Annotated in this window: 20 protein-coding genes; 17 read left to right on the top strand and 3 right to left on the bottom strand. The window is 68.2% G+C overall.

Features of this window, described 5'->3' with window-relative positions:
- Nucleotides 1-39 precede the first annotated feature (39 nt).
- Nucleotides 40-837: a helix-turn-helix transcriptional regulator gene (locus OXQ95_RS03695; RefSeq protein WP_267379761.1), complete on the bottom strand. Its 798-nt coding sequence runs from the start codon at nucleotides 835-837 to the stop codon at nucleotides 40-42.
- A 195-nt stretch (nucleotides 838-1,032) separates the two neighbouring features.
- Here OXQ95_RS03695 and OXQ95_RS03700 point away from each other — a divergent pair, with 195 nt between their 5' ends.
- From OXQ95_RS03700 to OXQ95_RS03750, 11 genes are all read left to right on the top strand, one after another.
- Nucleotides 1,033-1,962 (top strand): LysR family transcriptional regulator, encoded by a 930-nt coding sequence (locus OXQ95_RS03700; protein WP_267379763.1) that lies wholly within the window; start codon nucleotides 1,033-1,035, stop codon nucleotides 1,960-1,962.
- A gap of 213 nt (nucleotides 1,963-2,175) precedes the next feature.
- On the top strand, nucleotides 2,176-3,600 hold the full coding sequence (locus OXQ95_RS03705; protein WP_267379766.1) for a methyl-accepting chemotaxis protein: 1,425 nt from the start codon (nucleotides 2,176-2,178) through the stop codon (nucleotides 3,598-3,600).
- A gap of 65 nt (nucleotides 3,601-3,665) precedes the next feature.
- A complete protein-coding gene (locus OXQ95_RS03710; RefSeq protein WP_242096060.1) occupies nucleotides 3,666-3,935 on the top strand; it encodes an STAS domain-containing protein in 270 nt (89 codons plus the stop codon).
- A gap of 11 nt (nucleotides 3,936-3,946) precedes the next feature.
- A complete protein-coding gene (locus tag OXQ95_RS03715; protein ID WP_267379768.1) occupies nucleotides 3,947-6,082 on the top strand; it encodes a chemotaxis protein CheA in 2,136 nt (711 codons plus the stop codon).
- Nucleotides 6,079-6,927: a protein-glutamate O-methyltransferase CheR gene (locus tag OXQ95_RS03720; RefSeq protein WP_267379771.1), complete on the top strand. Its 849-nt coding sequence runs from the start codon at nucleotides 6,079-6,081 to the stop codon at nucleotides 6,925-6,927. Before OXQ95_RS03715 ends, OXQ95_RS03720 begins: the two co-directional genes overlap by 4 nt.
- Nucleotides 6,924-7,934: a chemotaxis response regulator protein-glutamate methylesterase gene (locus tag OXQ95_RS03725; RefSeq protein WP_267379774.1), complete on the top strand. Its 1,011-nt coding sequence runs from the start codon at nucleotides 6,924-6,926 to the stop codon at nucleotides 7,932-7,934. Before OXQ95_RS03720 ends, OXQ95_RS03725 begins: the two co-directional genes overlap by 4 nt.
- The gene (locus tag OXQ95_RS03730; protein ID WP_242096056.1) at nucleotides 7,931-8,521 is read left to right on the top strand and encodes a chemotaxis protein CheD; all 591 of its coding nucleotides are present in this window, start codon (nucleotides 7,931-7,933) and stop codon (nucleotides 8,519-8,521) included. Before OXQ95_RS03725 ends, OXQ95_RS03730 begins: the two co-directional genes overlap by 4 nt.
- An 11-nt stretch (nucleotides 8,522-8,532) precedes the next feature.
- The gene (locus OXQ95_RS03735) at nucleotides 8,533-8,898 is read left to right on the top strand and encodes a response regulator (RefSeq protein WP_242096055.1); all 366 of its coding nucleotides are present in this window, start codon (nucleotides 8,533-8,535) and stop codon (nucleotides 8,896-8,898) included.
- A gap of 14 nt (nucleotides 8,899-8,912) precedes the next feature.
- Nucleotides 8,913-9,347 carry a chemotaxis protein CheW gene (locus OXQ95_RS03740; protein ID WP_242096054.1) on the top strand — a complete coding sequence of 145 codons (435 nt, stop codon included), beginning with the start codon at nucleotides 8,913-8,915 and terminating at the stop codon, nucleotides 9,345-9,347.
- A 27-nt stretch (nucleotides 9,348-9,374) separates the two neighbouring features.
- Complete coding sequence (locus OXQ95_RS03745) at nucleotides 9,375-10,397, top strand: chemotaxis protein CheB (RefSeq protein ID WP_267379784.1); 1,023 nt, start codon at nucleotides 9,375-9,377, stop codon at nucleotides 10,395-10,397.
- The gene (locus OXQ95_RS03750) at nucleotides 10,390-10,686 is read left to right on the top strand and encodes a hypothetical protein (protein ID WP_267379787.1); all 297 of its coding nucleotides are present in this window, start codon (nucleotides 10,390-10,392) and stop codon (nucleotides 10,684-10,686) included. The genes OXQ95_RS03745 and OXQ95_RS03750 overlap by 8 nt, the downstream gene beginning before the upstream one ends.
- Nucleotides 10,687-10,707: 21 nt before the next feature.
- Here OXQ95_RS03750 and OXQ95_RS03755 read toward each other — a convergent pair whose 3' ends face one another.
- The gene (locus tag OXQ95_RS03755; protein ID WP_267379790.1) at nucleotides 10,708-11,742 is read right to left on the bottom strand and encodes a LacI family DNA-binding transcriptional regulator; all 1,035 of its coding nucleotides are present in this window, start codon (nucleotides 11,740-11,742) and stop codon (nucleotides 10,708-10,710) included.
- Nucleotides 11,743-11,968: 226 nt separating this feature from the next.
- Here OXQ95_RS03755 and OXQ95_RS03760 point away from each other — a divergent pair, with 226 nt between their 5' ends.
- From OXQ95_RS03760 to OXQ95_RS03780, 5 genes are all read left to right on the top strand, one after another.
- The gene (locus OXQ95_RS03760) at nucleotides 11,969-13,114 is read left to right on the top strand and encodes a glycoside hydrolase family 43 protein (RefSeq protein WP_267379792.1); all 1,146 of its coding nucleotides are present in this window, start codon (nucleotides 11,969-11,971) and stop codon (nucleotides 13,112-13,114) included.
- 4 nt (nucleotides 13,115-13,118) lie between these two features.
- Entirely contained in the window at nucleotides 13,119-14,573 is a 1,455-nt protein-coding gene (gene xylB / locus OXQ95_RS03765; protein WP_242096049.1) for a xylulokinase, read from the top strand.
- Between the two features lie 5 nt (nucleotides 14,574-14,578).
- Nucleotides 14,579-15,892: a xylose isomerase gene (xylA, locus tag OXQ95_RS03770; RefSeq protein WP_242096273.1), complete on the top strand. Its 1,314-nt coding sequence runs from the start codon at nucleotides 14,579-14,581 to the stop codon at nucleotides 15,890-15,892.
- Between the two features lie 110 nt (nucleotides 15,893-16,002).
- Nucleotides 16,003-16,776: a GDSL-type esterase/lipase family protein gene (locus tag OXQ95_RS03775; RefSeq protein ID WP_267380082.1), complete on the top strand. Its 774-nt coding sequence runs from the start codon at nucleotides 16,003-16,005 to the stop codon at nucleotides 16,774-16,776.
- Nucleotides 16,773-19,082 carry a TIM-barrel domain-containing protein gene (locus tag OXQ95_RS03780; RefSeq protein WP_267379797.1) on the top strand — a complete coding sequence of 770 codons (2,310 nt, stop codon included), beginning with the start codon at nucleotides 16,773-16,775 and terminating at the stop codon, nucleotides 19,080-19,082. Before OXQ95_RS03775 ends, OXQ95_RS03780 begins: the two co-directional genes overlap by 4 nt.
- Before the next feature lie 2 nt (nucleotides 19,083-19,084).
- Here the strand turns inward: OXQ95_RS03780 and OXQ95_RS03785 are convergent, their stop codons facing one another.
- Nucleotides 19,085-20,686, bottom strand: coding sequence for an alpha-L-fucosidase (locus OXQ95_RS03785; protein ID WP_267379800.1), 1,602 nt, complete (start codon nucleotides 20,684-20,686; stop codon nucleotides 19,085-19,087).
- Between the two features lie 149 nt (nucleotides 20,687-20,835).
- Here OXQ95_RS03785 and OXQ95_RS03790 point away from each other — a divergent pair, with 149 nt between their 5' ends.
- The gene (locus tag OXQ95_RS03790) at nucleotides 20,836-21,981 is read left to right on the top strand and encodes an endo-1,4-beta-xylanase (RefSeq protein ID WP_267379803.1); all 1,146 of its coding nucleotides are present in this window, start codon (nucleotides 20,836-20,838) and stop codon (nucleotides 21,979-21,981) included.
- The last annotated feature ends 18 nt before the right edge of the window (nucleotides 21,982-21,999 follow it).

Raw genomic sequence — 21,999 nt, forward strand, 5'->3', positions numbered from 1 at the left:
ATCCCGCACCGCCGTGACGATCCCGTTCGGGCCGGGCGGTCAGTCCGGCTGCGCCGCGCTTCGATAGGTCGAGGGCGACACGCCATGGCGTGCCTTGAAGACTCGGCAGAAATGGTTGTGGTTCCGGTAGCCGCAAGCCCATGCGATCGTCTCGATCCGTCGCTTGGGATGAAGGGGATCGGTCAACATCGCCTGGGCGGCCTTCATCCGCTCCGCCGTGATGAAGGCGGTGGGGGTGATATATTCGGCGGAGAAGATCGCGGCGACGCGGCGCGTGGACAGGCCGAGTCGATCGGCGATCATCTGCACGCCGAGATCGGGATTGGACAGGTCGGTCCGGACGATCGCCTTGGCCCGGCCGAGCAGGCCCATCGCATAGCGACTCGGCGGCGCATCGCCCGTTCCCTGTGCCAGCGTCACGACGGTTTGCGTCAGAAGATCCATCGCCTGATACTCGCTTGCGCGCTGCCCGGAGGCGCGGAAATCGTGGATGGAAAGCCACGTGTTGCGGATCGCGCTCGCCATGGCGGACCGGCCGTCCAACGGGCGCCACAGAGCCATTGTGGTTCGAACGACCTTTTGCTCGAGGCTCCGGTCGCCGAAATCGAGCATGCGCGCCGACCAGTCGTCGACGCTTGCGGAACATCGGAACGGTTCTCGCCGGTCGACCAGCATCAGATCGCCGGCCATCATTTCCGAGCGATCCGCGTCACGCGTGATCGCAAGCGCGCTGTCCGCCCAGACAAGAGCCAGCGAATCGCTCGGCTGTATTTCGGGCATTCCGCAATGCAGGACGCTGAGCGCCCAGCTCGGCCCGGCCGACATGGGCACGGTCATGAGACGAACGCTTCGATCGTCACCCGGATCATCGCGATCGAAACTTCCGGAAAACAATGCGTTGTATGATGGCTCACAAGCAATATCATGGCCTCAGGCTGTCCGACTCCGGTCATATACGTGGATATCGTATCCGATTTGGATTGATCGTCGGAAGTTGATAAATCATACAAATGGCATTCAGCGGGTGGATGGATGGGCAAGGGTCTTCGCGCGATCGATCTGAACCTGGTGCCTGTTTTGCGGGCGTTGTTGCAGGAACGCAGCGTGACGCGTGCGGCAAGCCGGGTCGGGCTTTCGCAACCCGCCGCTAGCAACGCCTTGGCCCGATTGCGGACGATGTTCAGCGATCCGTTGCTCATCAAGGATGGGCGGGCGATGGTGCGAACGCCTTTCGCCGAGCGATTGCTGCCGCTCCTGGAACTGGCGTGCGACGATCTCGAACAGGCGCTACTCGCCAAGGCCTGGTCGCCCGAGCGGACGAGCCGCCGGTTCGTGGTCGTCATGGCGGATCATCTTGCGCTGAAGGTCGTCGCCCCCCTGCGCACGGCGCTGGCACGGGATGCACCGAACATCACCGTTCGGTTCGGCGCGATGGGGGCCAAATTGCACGAGGAGTTGCGACAGGGCCGGATCGACATCGCCTATGTCAGCTACTCGCCGGCGCTGGACGACATCATCGAGGTCGAACGCGTGTCGAGAAGCAAGCTGGTTGCCGTCGTCGGCCCCGACCACCCGTTCGCCGCACGACCGCCCCGCTCGCGGGCGGAGTTCCTGGCTGCCCCCCGCTTCGGCATGCGCATACCGCGCGCGCTGGTGGGCGAGGAACAGGAGACCCTGGTGACGCTCTTGGGATCGTCCAACATGGCGATGGAAGCCGGCGTAGCGCAGTTTTCGGTGCTCCCCGGGCTCGCGCTCGCCACCGGATGCCTGACCGTCACGCCCCTAGCGATCGCGTCGGTCGCCGTCGACACGCTAGGCATGCGCATCGTGGAGATTCCGGAAACAGAGGAATATTTCGAACTCTGCGCATTCTGGAACTCGCGCTATCGCCTCGATCCCGGCCACCAATGGTTTCGCAAGCTCATGACCGGCCTGGTGAGGGATGCTTTCGACCCGGCATAGCGCCCGTAATCGGGCGGTTAACGCGGCCGCTCAGGGTCCTCCACCGGTGCTATCATGCGAGATTAACCCAAAACGGAACAAAATCTATCCCATTTCGGAATTATTTTACTAGCTTACCCCGTCATTAACTTTCTCCGCCGATGAAGAACCCACGCAGCATGGCAGCATCGATGAAAAGGCTGCCGGGCTTTCTGGTTTGAGGAGGGACGGAGCATGTTGAGCTGGTTCAAGAACGACGCGCCTATTCGCGTTAAATTCAGGGTGTTGTTCGCGATCTACACCATCGCCGCGTTCAGCGGGATGGCGACCACCTACTTCGCCGCACTGGCGCCGCCAAGCGAACTCTACCGCTATATGGCTCTCAGCGGTGTCGTGGCCGTGCTCACCATGGCGACCGCACTGTTCAGCGGCAAGGCCATTTCCGACCCGTATGTCGCCACGGTCGTTCGTACCGAGGCGCTCGCGGCGGGCGATCTCAGCAGCGCGATCCGGTTCACCGAGCACCGCGATTGCATCGGCCGGCTGACCAAGGCTCTTTCGGTCTTCCGCGACCACGCGCAGACCGTCTCCGAGGCACGTACCGCGCAGGAGGTGATCGTGTCCGCACTCGGCGCCGGGCTGGAACGCCTCGCGGACGGCGATCTCAGCGGGCACATCACCGAGACGTTCCCGGCCGAATACGAACAGCTTCGCCACAATTACAACCATGCGGTCGATGCGCTGAGCGACGCGCTCGTTGCGGTGACCCGCTCCACGAGCGGCATCCGCACCGCGTCGTCCGAGATCAGCGCGGCGTCCGACGATCTGTCGCACCGCACCGAACAGCAGGCGGCGAGCCTGGAGGAAACCGCGGCGTCGATGGACGAGATCACCTCGACCGTGCGCGAAACCGCGCAGGGTGCCGCGCGGGTCAACACCGTGGTGGGCGAAGCCAAGGGCGACGCCGAGGCCAGCGGCCGCGTCGTGCGCGAAGCGGTGACGGCGATGGGCGGGATCGAACGGTCCAGCCAGGAAATTTCGGAGATCATCAGCGTGATCGACGGCATCGCCTTCCAGACCAACCTGCTCGCGCTGAACGCCGGTGTCGAGGCGGCACGGGCTGGCGATGCGGGCAAGGGCTTTGCCGTCGTCGCTTCGGAAGTGCGGGCGCTCGCCCAGCGGTCCGCGGATGCGGCCAAGGACGTGAAGACCAAGATCCTCGCCAGCTCCGAGCAGGTCGACAACGGCGTGGAACTCGTCGGCGAGACCGGCAAGTCGCTCGAGCGGATCGTGGCGCGGATCAACGAGATCAGCACGCTCGTCGCGACGATCGCGTCCTCGGCCGAACAACAGGCATCGGGGTTGCAGCAGGTCAATATCGCCGTCGGCGAGATGGACAACGTCACCCAGCAGAACGCTGCGATGGTGGAGGAATCGACCGCCGCGGCGCGCAGCCTGGCCAGCGATGCCGACGAACTCGCCCGCCATGTCGCCCGCTTCCGCCTGGCTGCGGACGAACGTCCGGTCGAGGCATCGCAGCCCGTCGCAGCCCCGCGCCGCGTCGCCGCACCGGTGCGGATCGTCGCCAAACGCCCCGCCACCCGCGGTGCGCTGGCGCTGGCCATCGAGCCGGACGATTCCGACTGGTCGAAATTCTGACCGTCGCCTTGGCCGCGCCCTTGGTGGCGCGGCCCACCCGATCCAAAAATTCGAAAGACCAACCGATGATCCGCATCGTGCTACCGGCCATTGTCGACCTGGCCGCAGCGGTGGCGCTGGCCGATAAGCTTCTCACCGCGACCGCCGCCGCCACGCTCGATGCGGCGGGTGTGGAACGCATCGGGGTCGCCGGCCTGCAGCTCCTGCTGTGCGCCCGCACGACCGCGGACGTCGCCGGCGTGCCCTTCGTCATCGAGCGTCCGAGCGAGGCGCTGCTCGATGCCATGCGCCTCATCGGCACCGAGCAGTTGCTCGTTCCCGCCTCCGCTCGCTGAAGGATCGGCCCGTGCAGCTCGACGAAATCCAGGCGATCTTCTTCCAGGAATGCGAAGAAGGTCTGGCCACCATCGAAACCAGCCTCGCCGATGCGCGTGACGCGACGCCTGATGCGGAGACGATCAACACGATCTTCCGTGCGGTGCACTCGATCAAGGGCGGCGCGGGCGCCTTCGGCTTCGATGCGCTTCAGGGCTTCTCGCATCACCTCGAAACCGTGCTCGACCTGTTGCGCACCGGCGAGCGGGAGCCGACACCCGACCTGATCGCCGTGCTGTTCGCCGCCTTCGACGTGCTGAGCGACCATATCGCCAGCGCGCAGGCCGGCGGCGCCGCGCCCGCAGACGATGCCGTCCTGGCGAGGCTCGCCGCGATCGCGGCAGGCGCGGCACCCGCCGATGCCGGTGACGACGGGGACGCGCCCGCCGCCGAAGCCGAAAGCCCCGCCGATTTCGATCTGGATTTCGATCTGGATTCGCTTCTCGCATCGATCGAACCGCCGGTCCTCGACGAGGCGCCATGGACGATCAGCGTTCATCCCGGCCGCGGCGCGTTCGACAATGGCGGCGATCCCCTGCCGCTGCTACGCGAATTGATGGCGCTGGGCGGCAGCCTGGTCGATATCGATCTGTCGAAGCTGCCGCCACTCTCCGCGCTCGCGGTCGACGAATGCCATCTCGGATGGACGATCTCGGTCCCCAGCCGCGTGGCACGCGACGAGATCGAGGCGGTGTTCGATTTCGTGCCCGACAGCTATCGCATCACCGTCTTGGCGGGCGAGCCGCCTGCTGCGATCGCTGACGAGATCCCTGCCTCGAGCGATGCCCAGAGCGGTGCCGCGCCCGCTCCGGTGCTCCAGCCGGAGCCCGTCGCGATCGCGCCGGCCGCACGGCCATCACCCGTCACGGAGGAGCCACCGGCCGATCCGCGCTCCGCCGCCGGCGACGAAGCGGCCAGGGCGGCGGCGGGATCGGCGACGATCCGCGTCGAGCTGGAAAAGCTCGATCGCCTCGTCAATCTGGTTGGCGAACTGGTCATCACGCAGGCGATGCTGGCGCAGCGCCTGTCGCTGCACGGCGCGGGCACGATCGACGAGCTGTCCGACCTCGACCACCTGACGCGCGAGCTTCAGGACAGCGCGATGTCGATCCGCGCGCAACCGGTGAAATCGGTGTTCAGCCGGGTTCCGCGGATCATCCGCGAGCTCGAGGCCGGCACCGGCAAGCGGGTGCGGCTGCAGGTCGAAGGCGAGATGACCGAGGTAGACAAGACCGTGGTCGAACGCATCGGCGAGCCGCTCACGCACATGATCCGCAACGCGGTCGATCACGGGCTCGAGATGCCCGACGAACGCGTGATCGCAGGCAAACCGCCCGAGGGGCTGGTCCGTCTGGCGGCCGAGCACCGTTCGGGCCGGATCGTCATCTCGGTGTCCGACGACGGCCGCGGCATCGATCTGCCGCGCGTCCGCGCCAAGGCGATCGAGCGCGGCATCATATCGGCCGATGCCAATATGTCCGACGAGGAGATCGAGAACCTGATCTTCGCACCCGGCTTTTCCACCGCGGCGACGGTATCGAACATCTCGGGCCGCGGCGTCGGCATGGATGTCGTCCGCCGCAACGTCCAGGCGCTGGGCGGCCGGATCGGCATCACCTCCAAGTTCGGCAAGGGCTCGACCTTCACGCTCACCCTGCCGCTCACGCTCGCGATCCTCGACGGCATGGTCGTCAGCGTCGGATCGCAGACCTATGTCATCCCGCTTGCGCATGTGGTCGAAAGCCTGCGTCCGCAGGCCGGCGACGTGCGGGCGTTCGGCCCCGATGCGGGCGTGCTCGACGTGCGCGGCGCCTATCTGCCGATCCTGCCGGTGGGCAGCCTGTTGGGGGTGGGCGATGCATGCGCCGATCCGACCGAGGCCGTGCTGGTGGTGGTCGAAACCGATGTCGGCCAGGCCATCTTGATGGTCGACGGTATCCAGGATCAGCGCCAGGTGGTGGTCAAGAGCCTGGAGACGAACTTCGCGCCCGTTGCTGGCCTGGCGGGGGCCACGGTGCTCGGCGACGGGCGCGTCGCACTGATCGTCGACGTCGAGACATTGGTCCGCCGCCATCGCGCCGAGCCCAGCCGGCTGCTGGCGGCATGAGCGCCGCCCCCGCCCCGGTCGGCGAATTCACGCTCGACGCCGCCGATTTCACCACCATCGCCCGCATGACGCATGCGCATTCGGGGATCGTGCTGGCCGACGGCAAGCGCCAGCTCGTCTATTCGCGGCTCGCCAAGATCGTCCGTCGGCGCGGCATGAGCGGGTTCGCCGATTATGTCGAACTGCTCCGCAACGATGCCGATGCGCGGCGCGAGGCGATCTTCGCGCTGACCACCAACCACACCAAATTCTTTCGCGAGGACCATCATTTCGCGCATTTCACGACGCATGTCCGCGCCGGCCTGATCGCACAGGCCGAGCGGGGCCGTCCGGTACGGCTATGGTCCTCGGCCAGTTCGAGCGGCGAGGAGCCGTATTCGCTCGCGATGACGCTGCTCGGCGACGACAAGGCGGCGGGCACTCGCCTCGCGAGCCGCGACGTGGCGATCCTCGCCACCGATCTCGCCCCGCACGTTCTCGCGACGGCGTCGGCCGGCCGCTATCCGGTGGCGATGGCGCGCGACATCCCCGAACGCTATCGCCGCACCTGGATGAGCAAAGAGGCGGACGAACTCGTGATGAGCCCCGAACTCAAGCGCGTGCTCGCCTATCGCCGGCTCAACCTGCTCGAAAGCTGGCCGATGAAGGGACGTTTCGACGTGGTGTTCTGCCGCAACGTCATGATCTATTTCGACGAACCGACCAAAGCCCGGCTGATCGAACGGTTTGCGGAGCTGATGGCGCCCGGCAGCTTTCTCTACATCGGCCATTCCGAACGCGTGATCGGCCCGGCGACATCGGCGTTCGAGCCGGTCGGCCAGACGATCTATCGGAGGACCGCATGACCGCACCGATCCGCGTATTGATCGTCGACGATTCCGCCACGATGCGCGGTCTGCTGTCGGCGATGCTGCGCGCCGATCCGGGCATCGCGGTGGTCGGCGAAGCGGCCGACGCGATCGAGGCGCGGCGTCTCATCAAGGCGCTCGATCCCGATGTCGTCACGCTCGATATCGAGATGCCCGGCATGGACGGCATCGCCTTTCTCGAAAAGATCATGGCGCTGCGGCCGATGCCGGTGGTGATCGTGTCCTCGGCGACCGAACGGGGCGCGGCTACGACCGCGCGGGCGCTGGATGCGGGGGCGTTCGCCTGTTTCCTGAAGCCCACCTCGCCCACGGCCACGCCCGGCACCGCCACGCTGCCGCAGGTCGTCCGCGCCGCCGCCGGGGGCAAGCGCGCTACCATCCGGTCGGAACCGCGCCCGGCGCGCGCGGGCGCCGGCGACCGCGCCGCGCTGATCGCGATCGGCGCCTCGACCGGGGGGGTCGAGGCGCTGCTCGAGGTGATCGGCGGCTTTCCCGCGAACTGCCCGCCGACCGTCATCGTCCAGCACATGCCCGCGATGTTCACCGCCAGCTTCGCGATCCGGCTCGACCGTTTCTGCCCGCCCACCGTCTGCGAGGCGCGGACGGGGATGATCCTGAAGCCAGGTCACGTCTATCTCGCGCCGGGCGGAGAGCGTCACATGGAGGTGATCGGCGCCGCCGCGCCGCGCATCCGGCTGTTCTCCGGCGATCTCGTCAGCGGCCATCGCCCGTCCGTGGACGTGCTGTTCCGCTCGGTCGCGCGGCTCGGCCTGCCGGCCGTGGGCGTGCTGCTCACCGGCATGGGGGCGGACGGCGCCGCCGGGCTGGCCGAGATGCGCCAGTCCGGCGCGCGGACGATCGGCCAGGACGAGGCGACCAGCGTCGTCTACGGCATGCCCGCCGTCGCCTTCGCCGCCGGTGCGGTCGAGGCGCAACTGGCGCTGCCGCGGATCGCCGACGTCGCGATCGGAATGGCGGCATGACCGCGCCCCTTCCCGGCGCCAAGCGCCAGCCGGCGCTGCGCGGCGATGGCTTCCGCCATGTCGGCATCGTCCAGGGCGAACGCGGCGTCTCCGCCGATCCGCAGGTGATGTTCAGCACGATCCTCGGCAGTTGCGTCGCGGCCTGCCTGTTCGATCCCGAAGCGGGCATCGGTGGCATCAACCACTTCCTGCTCGGCGAACCCCAGCCCGGGCAGACGATCGATCCGGCCGCGGCGCACCGTTACGGCGTCCATGCGATGGAGCTGCTCATCAACGAGATGCTGCGTCACGGCGCGCGGCGCGAGCGGCTGCGCGCGCATCTCTACGGCGGTGCCAATCTCCATGCCGGCATGCGCGCGATCGGTTCGGCCAATGCCGATTTCGCGGTGCGCTTCCTCCAGCAGGATCGCATCCCGCTAGTCGTCAGCGATCTCGGCGGCCGCTCGGCCCGACGGCTCGAATTCCAGGCCGCGCTCGGCCGTTCGCGGGCGCGGCTGGTTCAAGACTCCGTGGCGCCGGTCACCCGCCGCGCCCCCCCTGCCCCGCTTCCCGCCGCCGCTGCCAGCGGCGAGCTCGATCTCTTCTGAAGGACGGCCCCATGACTCGAACGATTTTGACCGTCGACGATTCGCCCAGCATGCGGGCGCTGCTCCGCATGGCGCTCGTCGGCGACGGCTATGCGGTCGCCGCGGCGGAGGACGGCGTCGACGCGATGGACAGGATCGACGAGGCCGCGCCCGATCTCGTCATCACCGACATCAACATGCCCCGCATGGACGGTTTCGGCCTGATCGGCGCGGTGCGCGCGCATCCGCGCTGGTCCAACCTGCCCATCCTCGTGCTGTCGACCGAATTCTCCGACGAGAAGAAGCAGCGCGCGCGCGTGGCCGGTGCGACCGGCTGGATCGTCAAGCCATTCGACCCCGCCAAACTCAATGCGGCCGTCCGCCGCGTCCTCGTCTAACCGGAAGGCATGCCATGACCCGTCAGCTCATCACCTTCGAACTCGGCGACCAGTCGCTGGGTATCGACATCATGGCCATTCGCGAGATCCGCGCCTGGTCCCCCGCCACCCCCCTGCCCAACGTGCCCGCGCATGTCCGCGGCGTCGTCAACCTGCGCGGCGTCGTCCTGCCGGTGCTCGATCTGCGCATGCGGCTCGGCTGGGGCCTGACCGATCCCACCGCACGCCACGTCATCATCGTCGTGCGCATCGGCGAGCAGTTGCAGGGCGTGATCGTCGATGCGGTGAACGACATCGTCACCATCCGCCCCGAGGACATGCAGCCGCTGCCCGACGTCGGATCGACCCAGGCGGCCGCGCTGCTCGACGGTCTGGCGACCGTCGAAGACCGGATGATCCTGGTGCTCGATCTGGAACGCCTCGCTCCACCCCAGGCCGAAGCCGCGTGAACTCCCGTTATCGCAAGGAAATGTGACATGGCCAAAGCCAGAGTATTGGTCGTCGACGATTCGATGACGATGCGCATGATGGTTGCCGGCATCCTGGAAAAGGACAAGGACATCCAGGTCGTCGGCATGGCGGACGGGGCGGAGGAGGCGCGCGCGATGGTGCGCGACCTGAAGCCCAACGTCATGACGCTGGACGTCGAAATGCCGGGCATGAACGGTATCGATTATCTGGCCGAGATCATGGAGACCGCGCCGATGCCGGTCATCATGTTCTCCACCTTGACGGCCAAGGGCGCGGAAAGCTCGATCGAGGCGCTCCGGCTCGGCGCGCTCGACTGCTATCCCAAGCCCACCCGCGCCACGCCCGACGAGATGCAGGCCGCGTTCGGCAAGCTGAGCAAGACGATCAAGGAAGCGCCCAAGCGGTTCGCCGAACTGAACGACGGGCCGTCGGCATCGGCCGCGAAGCGCGCCGCCGCGACCGGCGCGTTCGCGTGGAACGGCACGATCGTGACCGTCGGCGCCGACGTGGCGAGCACCAAGCCGCTGTTCGACCTGCTGGGGCGCTGGCCGGCCGACGGGCCCCCGGTCATGGTGGTGCAGCATATGCGGCCCGAGCTGGCGGACGGCATGATCGCCAAATTGTCCGATTCGGTGGCACCGCGCGTCGTCGAGGCGAGCGATGGCCTGAAGGTCGAGCAGGGGATGATCGTCTTCTGCCGCCCTGGCACGCACCACGTCTATATCGACGCGTGGCCGGGCGGCACGATCCGCCTGCTCGACAAGCCGCCCTTTGCCGGGCAGCGTCCATCGATCTCGCTGATGATGGCGACGCTGGCCAAGAGCGCGGCGGCCAAGACGATCGGCGTGCTGCTCGCGGGCGGCGAGGATGGCCAGCAGGGCGCCGCAGCGCTGCGGGCGGCGCGGGCCTGCGCGATCGCCCCCGCCGAGGACGGGTCGGGCAAGCTCGAACTCGGGCGCGGCATGGCGGTGCAGCCGATCAAATCGAGCGACATCGCGGAGACGGTGCTTGGCATGTGCCGTGGTTGAGCCCGACTATGTCGCCCTGGCGCAGGCGCTCGCCGACGAACTCGACCGGGCGCGGCGCACGCTCGAGGAATTCGCGATGCAGCTATGCCTCGATCCGGTGGTGTTCGCGCGGCATCCGGGGCCGCTCCAGCAATTCGACGGCGTGGCGCAGTCCATCGGCGAAGTCGCCACGTTCCTGCGCCACGAAGGACATCCCGCGATGGCGATCGACGCGGTGCGGCTGGAGGTGATGCGCGACCGGCTGGCGGCGTGCCACGCGGCGCCGATCGCGGGCGCACCGCACGCCTGAAGCGCTGGGCTCTCCGCGAACCTACGGCGTCGGCACGCGACCGGCCCGGCTGTGATGGCCGAGCGCATCGCGTGGCGGCGCGTCGGACTGGCGGTGGACGAGCGTGAAGTCGAGCAGGCCGACCGCTCCCGTGGCTGGCATGGGCTCCCCGCGGATCGCGGCGGCGAGCAGTTCGATGGAGAGCCGCGCCATGTCGGCGATCGGCTGGCGGATCGTCGTCAGTTCCGGCCAGATCGCGGTCGCCAGCGTCGTGTCGTCGAAGCCGACGACCGTAAGATCCTCCGGCACGTCCAGCTCGTAACGATGCGCCACCGCGATCACCGCCGCCGCCATATCGTCGTTGGATGCGAAGATCGCGCTCGGACGATCCGCCACCGCGAACAGCCGCTCGGCCGCTTCGAGGCCCGAACGATAGGTATACAGGCCCTCGACGATCAGCGCCGCGTCGATCGGCAGGCCCGCCGTCGCCAGCGCGTCGCGATAGCCCTCCAGGCGAAGCGCCGAGGCCGACAGATTGGGATCGCCCGCGACAAAGCCGATCCGCTGGTGCCCCAGCGCGAGCAGATGCTCCGTCATCCGGCAGGCGGCGAGCCGGTCGTCGATCGCCACCGCGCGCTGATCGCCGGCATGACGCCTGGTGCCCAGCAACGCCGCCGGAATGCCGGCGTTCTGGAAGACATCGAGCACCGGCTGCATCTCGCACAGCGGCGGGGTGAGCACGACGCCGTCGATGCCGTCGCGCACCAGCCGCGCCGCGATCTCCGCCTCGCGGTCGCCGGATTCGCATTTCTCGAACACGATCTGCACGTTGCGCCGCGTCGCCTCGTCGAGGCTGCCGATCAGGAATTCGCCGATGAAGCCTGCGCTGGGATTGGCATAGAGCAGCCCGATCCGGCTCTGGGTCGCGCCGGCCAGACGGCGGGCGGCCTGGTTCGGCGCGTAGTTGAGTTCGCTGATCGCCGCGTTGACGATCTCGCGCGTGGCGGGGCGAACATTGGTTTCGGCGTTGATGACCCGCGAGACGGTCATCGGCGACACGCCGGCATGTCGCGCCACATCGGTGATCGTCGGCGCGCCGAGTTGACGGCCGCGGGGCTTGGATATCGCCAGGGTTGCTCTCCGGACAGGAACCCTGTCCTTACACGGAGCACCCCGCGCAATGCAAGAAATCGGCCGCAAAACCGGGCAATTCCCGCACGCCGCTTGCATGCCCGGCCGGCGACGTTATTGGTAGCGCTACCGGATATCCCCTGCAGAAGGGTGCCGGAAAGGAGACCGACTGATGCCCCGACAGACCATCCGCCGCGCCATCGGTGCGCTCGCGCCCCTGGCCCTGACGCTCGCGCCCGCGGCGACGCTGCTCGCCCAATCCGCGCCGCCGCTCACCCCCGCGGGCAAGCCCGTGCCCGAGACGGCACCCGATGGTCGGCATTATCTGTCGCAGCCGCTGACGACGCAGATCTACACCGCCGATCCGTCCGCGCACGTCTTCGCCGGCAAGATCTACGTCTATCCCAGCCACGACGTACCAACCGACATTCCCGACGACGATCTCGGCAACGAATATGCGATGCACGATTATCGCGTGCTGGGCATGGACCGGATCGGCGGCCCCGTCACGGTCGGCCCGGTGGCGCTCGACGTGAAGGACGTGCCCTGGGCCTCCAAGCAGATGTGGGCGCCCGACGCGGCCTATCGCAACGGCACCTATTATCTCTATTTCCCGGCGCGTGACCGTTTGCTCGACAAGAACGGTCTCGGCACCTTCCGCATCGGCGTGGCGACCGCCAGGAACCCGATGGGCCCGTTCAAGGCGGAGGCCGCGCCGATTCCCGGCAGCTTCTCGATGGACCCCGCGGTCTTCACCGATGCGGACGGCCGCACCTTCATGTATTTCGGGGGCATCTGGGGCGGCCAGCTCCAGCGCTGGGCGAGCGGGCGGTTCGATCGCAACGGCAGCGACACCGATCTTCACCGCGACGACCAGCCCGCGCTGTCGGGCAAGGTCGTGCGGATGAACCCGGACATGAAGACCTTCGCGGAGAAGCCGCGCGACGCGGTGATCCTCGATCCCGCGACCGGCAAGCCCGTGCTCGGCGGCGCCCACGACAAACGGTTCTTCGAGGCATCCTGGGTGTTCCGCCGCAACGGCCTCTATTATTACACCTATTCGACCGGCGACACGCATTTCCTGAACTATGCGACGGGCAGCAACCCTTACGGGCCCTTCACCTATCGCGGCCACATCCTGAAGCCGGTACAGGGCTGGACGACACACCACTCGATCATCGAATGGAACGGCAAATGGTGGCTCTTCTATGCCGACACGCAGATGTCGAACCGGAACCATCTGAGGAACGTCAAGGTCTCCGAACTTCACTTCGATCCCGACGGCACGATCCCGGCAATCGATCCGCTGGTGAACTGATCCGATGTTTCTAGGCATCGATATCGGCACTTCGGGTGTCAAGGCGGTCGTCCTCGACGCGGCGGGCGTGGTGGTCGGCCAGGGCGTGGCCGCGCTCACCGTCCAGCGGCCATCGGCCTTGTGGTCGGAACAGGATCCGGACGCGTGGTGGCAAGCGACCACGGCGGCGGTGCAGGCGATCGACCCGGCGGTGCGGCGCGCGGTGCGCGGCGTGGGGCTGGCCGGGCAGATGCACGGCGCGACCTTGCTGGGCGCGGACGACCGGCCGCTGCGGCCCGCGATCCTGTGGAACGACGGGCGCAGCGCCGCCGAATGCGCGACGCTGGAGGCGGCCTGCCCGACGCTGCGCGCCGTGACCGGCAACATCGCGATGCCGGGGTTCACCGCCCCCAAGCTGCTCTGGGTGAAAGACCATGAGCCCGAGGTCTTCGCGCAGGTGGCGACCGTGCTGCTGCCGAAGGACTATGTCCGGCTGCGGATGACGGGCGACCGCGCGTCGGACCTGTCGGACAGCGCGGGCACCTTGTGGCTCGATGTCGCCGGGCGGCGCTGGAGCGACACGGTGCTCGCCGCCTGCGGCATGAGCGAGGCGCAGATGCCGCGCCTGTATGAGGGCACCGAGATCACCGGCCGGCTGCGCGCCGAGGTCGCCGAGCTATGGGGCATGGGCGCGGTGCCGGTGGCGGCGGGCGGTGGCGACAATGCCGCCGGCGCGGCGGGCGTCGGCGTGGTGCGCGACGGCGATGCGCTGCTGTCGCTCGGCACGTCGGGCGTCATCTTCGTCGCGACGGACGGGTTCCGCCCCAATCCCGCACGCGCCGTCCACGCCTTCTGTCATTGCCTGCCGGGGCTGTGGCACCAGATGAGCGTGCATCTGTCGGCGGCCTCCTGCATCGACTGGGTCGCGCGGCTGACCGGCACGAGCGGCGCGGCCGAGCTGTTCGCGCGCGCCGAGGCGAGCGGGCCCGCCGGCGGCCCCGAACTGTTCCTGCCCTATCTCTCGGGCGAGCGGACGCCGCACAACGACGTGGCCGTGCGCGGTGCCTTTCTCCAGCTCGACAACGAGACCGATACGCCGCGGCTCGCACAGGCGGTGCTCGAGGGCGTGGCCTTCGCGCTCGCCGACGGCCTCGACGCGCTGACCGATGCGGGCACCCGGATCGAGCGGCTCGCGGTGATCGGCGGCGGCGCGCGCTCCTCCTATTGGGGCCGCATCATCGCCGCCGCGCTGGAGACGCCGCTCGTCTATCTGGAGGGCGGCGAGGTGGGGCCGGCGCTCGGCGCCGCACGGCTGGCGCAGATCGCGGTCGACGGCGGCGATCCCGCCAGCGTCTGCGCGGCGCCGCCGATCAGCCACGTCATCGAACCCGATCCGACGCTGATCGCGCGGCTCGCTCCCAAGAAACACCAGTTTCGCGCCGCGTACCCGCGGATCGCACCCAACACGAAAGGCATTTGACCCACATGGCGACCGACTATTTCGCGGACATCCCGCAGATCACGTACAAGGGCCCCGACAGCGACGACGATCTCGCCTATCGCTGGTACGACAAGAACCGCGTCGTGCTCGGCAAGACGATGGCCGAGCATCTGCGTTTCGCCGTGTGCATGTGGCATACCTTCTGCTGGCCGGGTAGCGACGTGTTCGGCCCCGGCACGTTCGACCGGCCCTGGGCGGCGCATGCGCATACGCCCGAAGGCGCGGCGATGAAGCGCGCCGCGGCGTTCGACTTCATCCGCCGCCTCGACGTGCCCTTCTACTGCTGGCATGACGTCGACGTTTCGGCGCACGCGACCAACGTCGCCGAATATGGCCGCTATTTCGGCCAGGCGGTCGATCATCTCGAAACGCTGCAGGCCGACAGCGGCGTCAAGCTGCTCTGGGGCACCGCCAACCTGTTCAGCGATCCGCGCTATGCCGCGGGCGGCGCCAGCAATCCCGATCCCGAGGTCTATGCCTGGGGCGCGATGCAGGTCCGCGCCGCGCTGGAGGCGACGCATCGGCTCGGCGGCGCGAACTACGTGCTGTGGGGCGGCCGCGAGGGTTACGAGACGCTGACCAACACCGACATGAAGCGCGAGCTCGACAATCTCGGCCGCTTCCTGTCGCAGGTGGTCGAGCACAAGCACAGGATCGGCTTCACCGGCGCGATCCTGATCGAGCCCAAGCCGTTCGAGCCGACCAAGCACCAGTACGACTTCGACACGGCGACGGTGTACGGCTTCCTGAAACGCTACGGCCTTGAGAACGAGGTGCGCGTCAACATCGAGGCCAACCACGCGACGCTCGCCAGCCACACGTTCGAGCATGAGATCGCCACCGCCGCCGCGCTCGGCATCTTCGGGTCGATCGACGCCAATCGCGGCGATTACCAGAATGGCTGGGACACCGACCAATTCCCCAATTCGGTCGAGGAGTTGACGCGCGCGACGCTGGAGATCGTGCGCGCCGGCGGGTTCACCACCGGCGGGTTCAACTTCGATGCCAAGGTGCGGCGCCAGTCGATCGACGCGGTCGACCTGTTCCACGGCCATATCGGCGGCATCGATGCGGTCGCCAAGTCGCTGCTGAACGCCGCGGCGATCATCGAGGACGGCCGGATCGACGCCTTCAAGAAGGAGCGCTATGCCGGATGGGACGGTGAACTCGGCCGGATGATCCATGCCGACGGCACGGGCCTCGCCGAGATCGCCGATCTGGCGATCGCGCGCGGGCTGGATCCCAAGCCCCGTTCGGGCCGGCAGGAATGGCTGGAGAATCTGCTCAACCGCTTCTGAGACCGATGGGCGCGCGATTCCCCGCGCGCCCACCCGACCGCGAGGCCGCGGGCCGAAGGAAAAGCGCCGTGACGAGGATGACGATGCCGATGATACGTCCGATCGCTGCGCTGGCCGCAGCCTCCCTGATCGCCCCGCTGGTCCCCCTGTCCGCCGCTGCCGCGCAGGTCAGCGCGGCGGGCGACCCGTTCGCTGGGGAGCCGGTCGGGATCGTCGCCCAGCCCTGCCCCGCCCATGCCGCGGTCGGATGGGCAGAACAGCAGCTTCATGACCTGACCCGCGATTTCGGCCAGCTATGCCGCTACGCCGCCGCCAACGCCGCGCTGAGGGAACGGCCGCGCGTCGTGTTCGCCGGCGATTCGATCACCGACAATTGGATCGGCGCGGATCCCGGCTTCTTCACGCACGGGATCGTCGATCGCGGCATCGGCGGCCAGACGAGCGCGCAGCTTCTCGTGCGCTTCCGTCAGGACGTGATCGATCTACGCCCCCGCGCCGTCCACATCATGATCGGCACGAACGACATCGCGGGCAACACCGGCGCGGCGACGATCGAGACCGTGGAGGGCCATATCGCGACGATGGCCGAACTCGCGCGGCTGCATGGCATCCGGGTGATCCTCGCCTCGATCCCGCCCGCCGCCGCCTTTCCCTGGGCGAAGGACAAGCGGCCGGTGGCGCAGATCGCCGCGCTCAACCGCTGGATCGCCGCCTATGCCGCGCGCGAGGGGTTCGTCTGGATCGATTACCATCCCGTGCTCGCCACGCCCGAGGGCGGCATGAAGCCCGGCCTCGCCAGCGACGGCGTGCATCCGACCGCGGCGGGCTATGCCGTGATGCGGCCCCTGGCGGAAGCGGCGATCCAGCGGGCGCTGGCCCGATGAGGCGCCTGCTCGCCGTCGCCGCGCTGCTGCTCGCGACCAGCGCGGGCGCCGCCCCGCTCGCCACGCTCGACCGCAACGGCGCGATGGTCTCGATCGAGCCCTATGGCCCGGGGATCGTCCGCGTGACGATCGCGACCGAGCGGGCACTGGCGGAAAGCGCGCCTGGCTATGGCATCACCGGCAAGCCCGATGCCGCCGGCTGGACGCACCGCGCCGATGCGACCGGCGACGTGTTCGCCGCGGCGGGATTGCGCGTAACCGTCGCCGCGCAGCCCTGGCCCAAGCCGCCGAGCCAGATGGAGCGCTATTTCGCGCCGTCGCTGCCGCCGGTCGCGATCGACCTGTCGCTACCCGATGGCCGCCCCCTCACCCGCATGACCGGCTGGGAGATGGCGCCGCACGACGTCGCGGGCGAGCATAGTTTCCGCGTCGGCGCGGCCTTCGCCGACACCCCCGACACGCATTATTACGGCCTCGGCCAATATCAGGACGGGGGGCTGGATCTGCGCGGCCGCACGATCGACTGCCGCCACGATTATGATCGCCCGGCCGGCGAGGCGGTGTGCGTGCCGTTCATGGTGACGGACAAGGGCTATGCGATCCTGTGGGACAATCCGTCCGCCACGACCGTCTCACCGGGCCTGCACGATGCGACCCGGTTCCAGTCGAACGTCGGGGAGCGCGTGTCGTTCTTCGTCGTCGCGGGCCGAACGGCGGACGAACTCTATGCCGGCTATGCCCGGCTGACGGGACGAACGCCGCTGCCCCCCAAGGCCGCGTTCGGGCTGATCCAGAGCAAGGCCCGTTACGAGACGCAGGGCGAACTCCTCGCCGTCGCGGATGGCTATCGCAAACGCGGCCTGCCGCTCGACGTGATGGTGCTCGACTGGTTCTACTGGACGCGGATGGGCCAGCTCGACATCGATCGCACCGCCTTTCCCGATCCCGCGGGCATGAACCGGCACCTCCACGATGCGGGGATGCGCAGCATCGTCAGCATCTGGCCGCGTTTCGAAAAGGAAAGCCGCTATTTCAACGATCTCGCGGCCAAGGGCTGGCTGCTGAAGGACAAGGAGGGCAAGCCCGTCGACGGTCTGCCCGTCCGTTCCGACCGCGCGGGCGGCTTGATCGACTCGACCAACCCCGACGCGCGCGGCTGGTATTGGGGCAAGATCCGCGACAATATCTTCAGCCAGGGCTTCGACTATGCGTGGCTCGACGAGACCGAGCCCGATCTGGTGCCCGACGGCTTTTTCTACGCGATCGGATCGGGCGATCGTTACCACAATGTCTTTCCGCTGCTCCACACCGCCGCCGTCGCCGACGGCTCGGCGCGCGATCGGCCGGATTTCCGCAACCTGATCCTGTGCCGCGCCGCCTATCTGGGCGCGCAGGCCAATGGCTGCCTGTTCTGGTCGTCCGACGTGCAGTCGACCTGGGACGCACTCCGGCGCCAGGTGCCGGCGGGGCTGGGCATGACGGCAAGCGGCATCGCCTATTGGTCTAGCGACACCGGCGGCTGGCAATGGCCGAACGGCCCGGCGGCGCAGCATCCGGTGCTGGTCGATCCCGCCGGGGCGACCGCAATGGCGCCCTCCTATCGCGACTATCCCGAACTGTTCGTCCGCTGGTTCGAGTATAACGCCTTCACCCCCACGCTGCGCATCCATGGCCAGCGGCCCGGCACCGCGCTGTGGGACTATGGCGCCGCGGCCGAGCCCATCCTCGCGAACATCCTGAAGCTGCGATACAGTCTCGTTCCCTATCTCTACGCGCTCGGGCACGCGACGTTCGAGAGCGGCGCACCGTTCATGCGCGCGCTGTTCATGGACTTCCCTGCCGATACGACCGCCAAGACGCTGACGGACGAATATATGTTCGGCCCCGCCTTCCTCGTCGCGCCGGTCACCGAGCAGGGTGCGACCGAGCGGCGCGTCTATCTTCCCGCGGGGACCGACTGGTATGACTGGTGGACCGACGAACGCCATACCGGCGGCGCGTGGATCACGGCGGCGGCGCCGATCGGCCACATCCCGCTGTTCGTCCGCGCGGGATCGATCGTGCCGATCGGCGTGCCCGTGCCGAGCACCGCGACCGCGCAACCGCTGGCGCGCGTGCGCGTCTATCCCGGTCGCGACGCGCGCTTCACGCTGTACGACGATGATGGCACCAGCAACGCGTATCGGCACGGCGGCGGCCGCTCAACGACGCTGATATGGAACGATGCGGACGGGCGGCTCACCGCGAGCGGGCGTTTGCCGACCGGACAGGCGCTGGCACCGCTGGTGACGGTGGTGGGACGGTAGCGTCAGGCGAGGCCGGGACCGTCCAGCCGGACCACCGGCACCATTTCGCCCGCCCGTGCGCCCGGCAACGTCAGTTCGAGGCCGCCGGCGACCGGGCGCACCGCCACCGGGCGACCATCGGCCAGCGTCGCCCGATCGACGCGGCGGCCGGCCAGCGCCGTCACCGTGACCGGCGTCTCGGGCCATTCGAGCAGGATCGCGTGCAGCGCGCCAGCCGTGACGGTGAACCGCACATCCTGCGGCACGAAACGCACCGCGCCTTCGCTGAACATGCCGCCCGCCACCACCGTCGGCCCCTCGCCATAGACCGTCCATGGCCGCGACCCATGGATCGCCGCCTCGCCATTGGTCCGCATCCAACTGGTGATGCCGTCGAGGATATGCTCCTCCTCGCTATCGATGGTGCCGTCGCCCCGCACCGGAATGGAGAGCAGCAGATTGCCGTTCTTCGCCACCGTATCGACGAGCCGCTGGATCACCTGCTTGGCCGGTACATAGCTCTTCTGCTCGAAACGGGCACGGTTGTAATGCCAGTCGCCGATACAGGTGCAGGTCTGCCACGGCTCCGGCCGTAGCCGATCGCTCCAGCCGCGTTCGATATCTTCCGTTATCGCGCGGCGCTGGAGGGGATCGAGCTGCTTGGCGGTCAGCACCACGTCCGCGCGACCCTGCGCCGCGATCGCCCCCGCATAATAATGCGCCACCGCATCCAGCCCGATCTGCCCGAACGGCAGCCCGAAATCGTCGAAATAGACAAGGTCGGGACGGTAGCGGTCGACCAGGTCGTTCTGCCGCAACAGCCATTTGGCGGCGAAGGCCGGATTGCGCGGCGGCACGGTCTCGAGCCATTTGCCGTCATGCGCGTCATGCCACGCGTTCATCGCAGCGATATTGGCGAGGCCGGCGGGCGCCGCCATGTTCGCGCCGGTATAGAGTTCCTGCGGGTCGAGCCCCTCCCACCACAGCCCCTTGCCCTGCGCGGCGGTCAGGCGAAACGCATCGTAGCGCTCGCCCGCGCGCGGCCCTTCGGGGTCATAGCCATAGGCGGTCTGCCACCAATGCCAGGCGTGGCTCGCGTGATTGCTGACGCCGAAGCGCAGCCCCTCGGCGCGCACGATCCGCTCCCAGGTGCCGACGATGTCGCGCTTCGGGCCGACGCGCGTCGTGTTCCAGGCATGATGCCGGCTGGCAAAGGTATCGAGATTGTCGTGATGGCACGCGAGCGCGACGAAATAGCGCGCACCCGCCGCCTTGTAGCGGCGAACGAGATACGCCGGATCCCAAGCCTCGGCGCGCCAGCGATGCTCGATCTCCATGAACCCGGTATCGGCGGGATGGCCATAGGTACGCCGGTGATGGTCGTAGATCGGGTGGCCCTGCTGGTACATCAGCCGGCCATACCAATCGCCCTGCTCGGGCACGCACTGCGCCGACCAATGCGCCCAGATGCCGAACTTGGCGTCGCGAAACCAGTCGGGGCAGCGCCACGCTGCGGCGAGGGCCGCCCAAGTCGCCGTAACGCCACCGCCGGACGCGGCGGAAGCGGGAACGGCCGCCGTTGCGGCCGTGGCGACGAGGAACTGGCGGCGGTCGATGCTGGTCATGATCGCACCAGCATAAGCGCGGCCGTCCGACTTACCAGCGCCGTGCCGTGGCCGGCGAAAAATCGGGTGTCGGCCGTGCGTTCGGCTGCTTGACCTCGGCCGGCGCCAGAACAATGATAGCGATATCAATAATACAGAGAGGATCGTCGATGGATCGGATCACGCGGCGCGACATGCTGGCCGGAGCGACCGGCGCGGCCGTCGCTGGCATCGCCGCCCCACTCGCTGCCGCCCCGTCGCCCGAGTCGCTCGATGCGATCGCCCGCACGCGGGGGATGCGGTTTGGATCGGCGGTGAACTGGAGCGCGCCCGGCGCCGATGCGGGGTCGTTCGCCAACCCCGCTTATGCCCGGCTGGTGGAGGCCGAATGCGGGCTGATCGTTGCCGAGAACGAGATGAAATGGCAGCGGCTGCGCCCGACCCCGACGACATTCGCCTTCGAACGGTTCGACGCGATCCTCGGCTGGGCGGAGCGGCATGCGCTGGCGGTGCGCGGGCATAACCTGCTGTGGCATCAGCCCAAATGGTTTCCGCAGTGGCTGAACGACTATGATTTCGGCGCCCGACCGCGGGTGGAAGCCGAGCGGCTGCTCACCACGCATATCCAGACCGTTCTCGGCCGCTACGGCACGCGCATCCGCAGCTACGACGTGGTCAACGAAGCGGTACGGCCGGCGGACGGGGTGCTGTACGATACCGCGCTGTCGCGCGCGATGGGCGGCCCCGAGCCGACGCTCGATCTCGCCTTCCACACCGCGCGCACCGCCGCCCCGCACGCGCAGCTCGTGTATAACGACTATATGAGCTGGGAGCCGGGCAATGCGGCGCACCGCGCGGGCGTGCTGCGGCTGCTCGAGGGGTTCCGCCGTCGCGGCACGCCGGTCGATGCGCTCGGCATCCAGTCCCATCTCGTCACGCAAGGGCCGGATATCGGGGCCACCGTCGGACGGCAGCAGGGCGAGTGGCGCCATTTTCTCGATGCGGTGACGCAGATGGGCTATGCCCTGCTCGTCACCGAACTCGACGTGCGCGACAACGGCCTCCCGGCCGATATCGCCATGCGCGACCAGGGGGTCGCCGATTATACACGCGCCTATCTCGACCTGACGCTGAGCTATCGGAGCCTGCGCGACGTGCTCTGCTGGGGCCTTTGCGACCGTTATAGCTGGATCGAGGGATTCGAGCCGCGGCGTGACGGCGCCCGGCGCCGGCCGACGCTGTACGACGATCGCTTCCGGCCCAAGCCCATGCGCGCCGCCGTTGCCGCCGCATTCGCGGGTGCGTCGATGCGCTGAGGCGGGGCGGCTTCGCCA

The sequence above is a fragment of the Sphingomonas sp. GC_Shp_6 genome (assembly GCF_026540835.1).
GTDB lineage: Bacteria > Pseudomonadota > Alphaproteobacteria > Sphingomonadales > Sphingomonadaceae > Sphingomonas.

Coding starts and splice junctions, on each gene's coding strand:
- OXQ95_RS03695 (WP_267379761.1), bottom strand. CDS start 837: ATGACCGTGCCCATGTCGGCCGGGCCGAGCTGGGCGCTCAGCGTCCTG.
- OXQ95_RS03700 (WP_267379763.1), top strand. CDS start 1,033: ATGGGCAAGGGTCTTCGCGCGATCGATCTGAACCTGGTGCCTGTTTTG.
- OXQ95_RS03705 (WP_267379766.1), top strand. CDS start 2,176: ATGTTGAGCTGGTTCAAGAACGACGCGCCTATTCGCGTTAAATTCAGG.
- OXQ95_RS03710 (WP_242096060.1), top strand. CDS start 3,666: ATGATCCGCATCGTGCTACCGGCCATTGTCGACCTGGCCGCAGCGGTG.
- OXQ95_RS03720 (WP_267379771.1), top strand. CDS start 6,079: ATGAGCGCCGCCCCCGCCCCGGTCGGCGAATTCACGCTCGACGCCGCC.
- OXQ95_RS03725 (WP_267379774.1), top strand. CDS start 6,924: ATGACCGCACCGATCCGCGTATTGATCGTCGACGATTCCGCCACGATG.
- OXQ95_RS03730 (WP_242096056.1), top strand. CDS start 7,931: ATGACCGCGCCCCTTCCCGGCGCCAAGCGCCAGCCGGCGCTGCGCGGC.
- OXQ95_RS03735 (WP_242096055.1), top strand. CDS start 8,533: ATGACTCGAACGATTTTGACCGTCGACGATTCGCCCAGCATGCGGGCG.
- OXQ95_RS03740 (WP_242096054.1), top strand. CDS start 8,913: ATGACCCGTCAGCTCATCACCTTCGAACTCGGCGACCAGTCGCTGGGT.
- OXQ95_RS03745 (WP_267379784.1), top strand. CDS start 9,375: ATGGCCAAAGCCAGAGTATTGGTCGTCGACGATTCGATGACGATGCGC.
- OXQ95_RS03760 (WP_267379792.1), top strand. CDS start 11,969: ATGCCCCGACAGACCATCCGCCGCGCCATCGGTGCGCTCGCGCCCCTG.
- xylB (WP_242096049.1), top strand. CDS start 13,119: ATGTTTCTAGGCATCGATATCGGCACTTCGGGTGTCAAGGCGGTCGTC.
- xylA (WP_242096273.1), top strand. CDS start 14,579: ATGGCGACCGACTATTTCGCGGACATCCCGCAGATCACGTACAAGGGC.
- OXQ95_RS03780 (WP_267379797.1), top strand. CDS start 16,773: ATGAGGCGCCTGCTCGCCGTCGCCGCGCTGCTGCTCGCGACCAGCGCG.
- OXQ95_RS03785 (WP_267379800.1), bottom strand. CDS start 20,686: ATGACCAGCATCGACCGCCGCCAGTTCCTCGTCGCCACGGCCGCAACG.
- OXQ95_RS03790 (WP_267379803.1), top strand. CDS start 20,836: ATGGATCGGATCACGCGGCGCGACATGCTGGCCGGAGCGACCGGCGCG.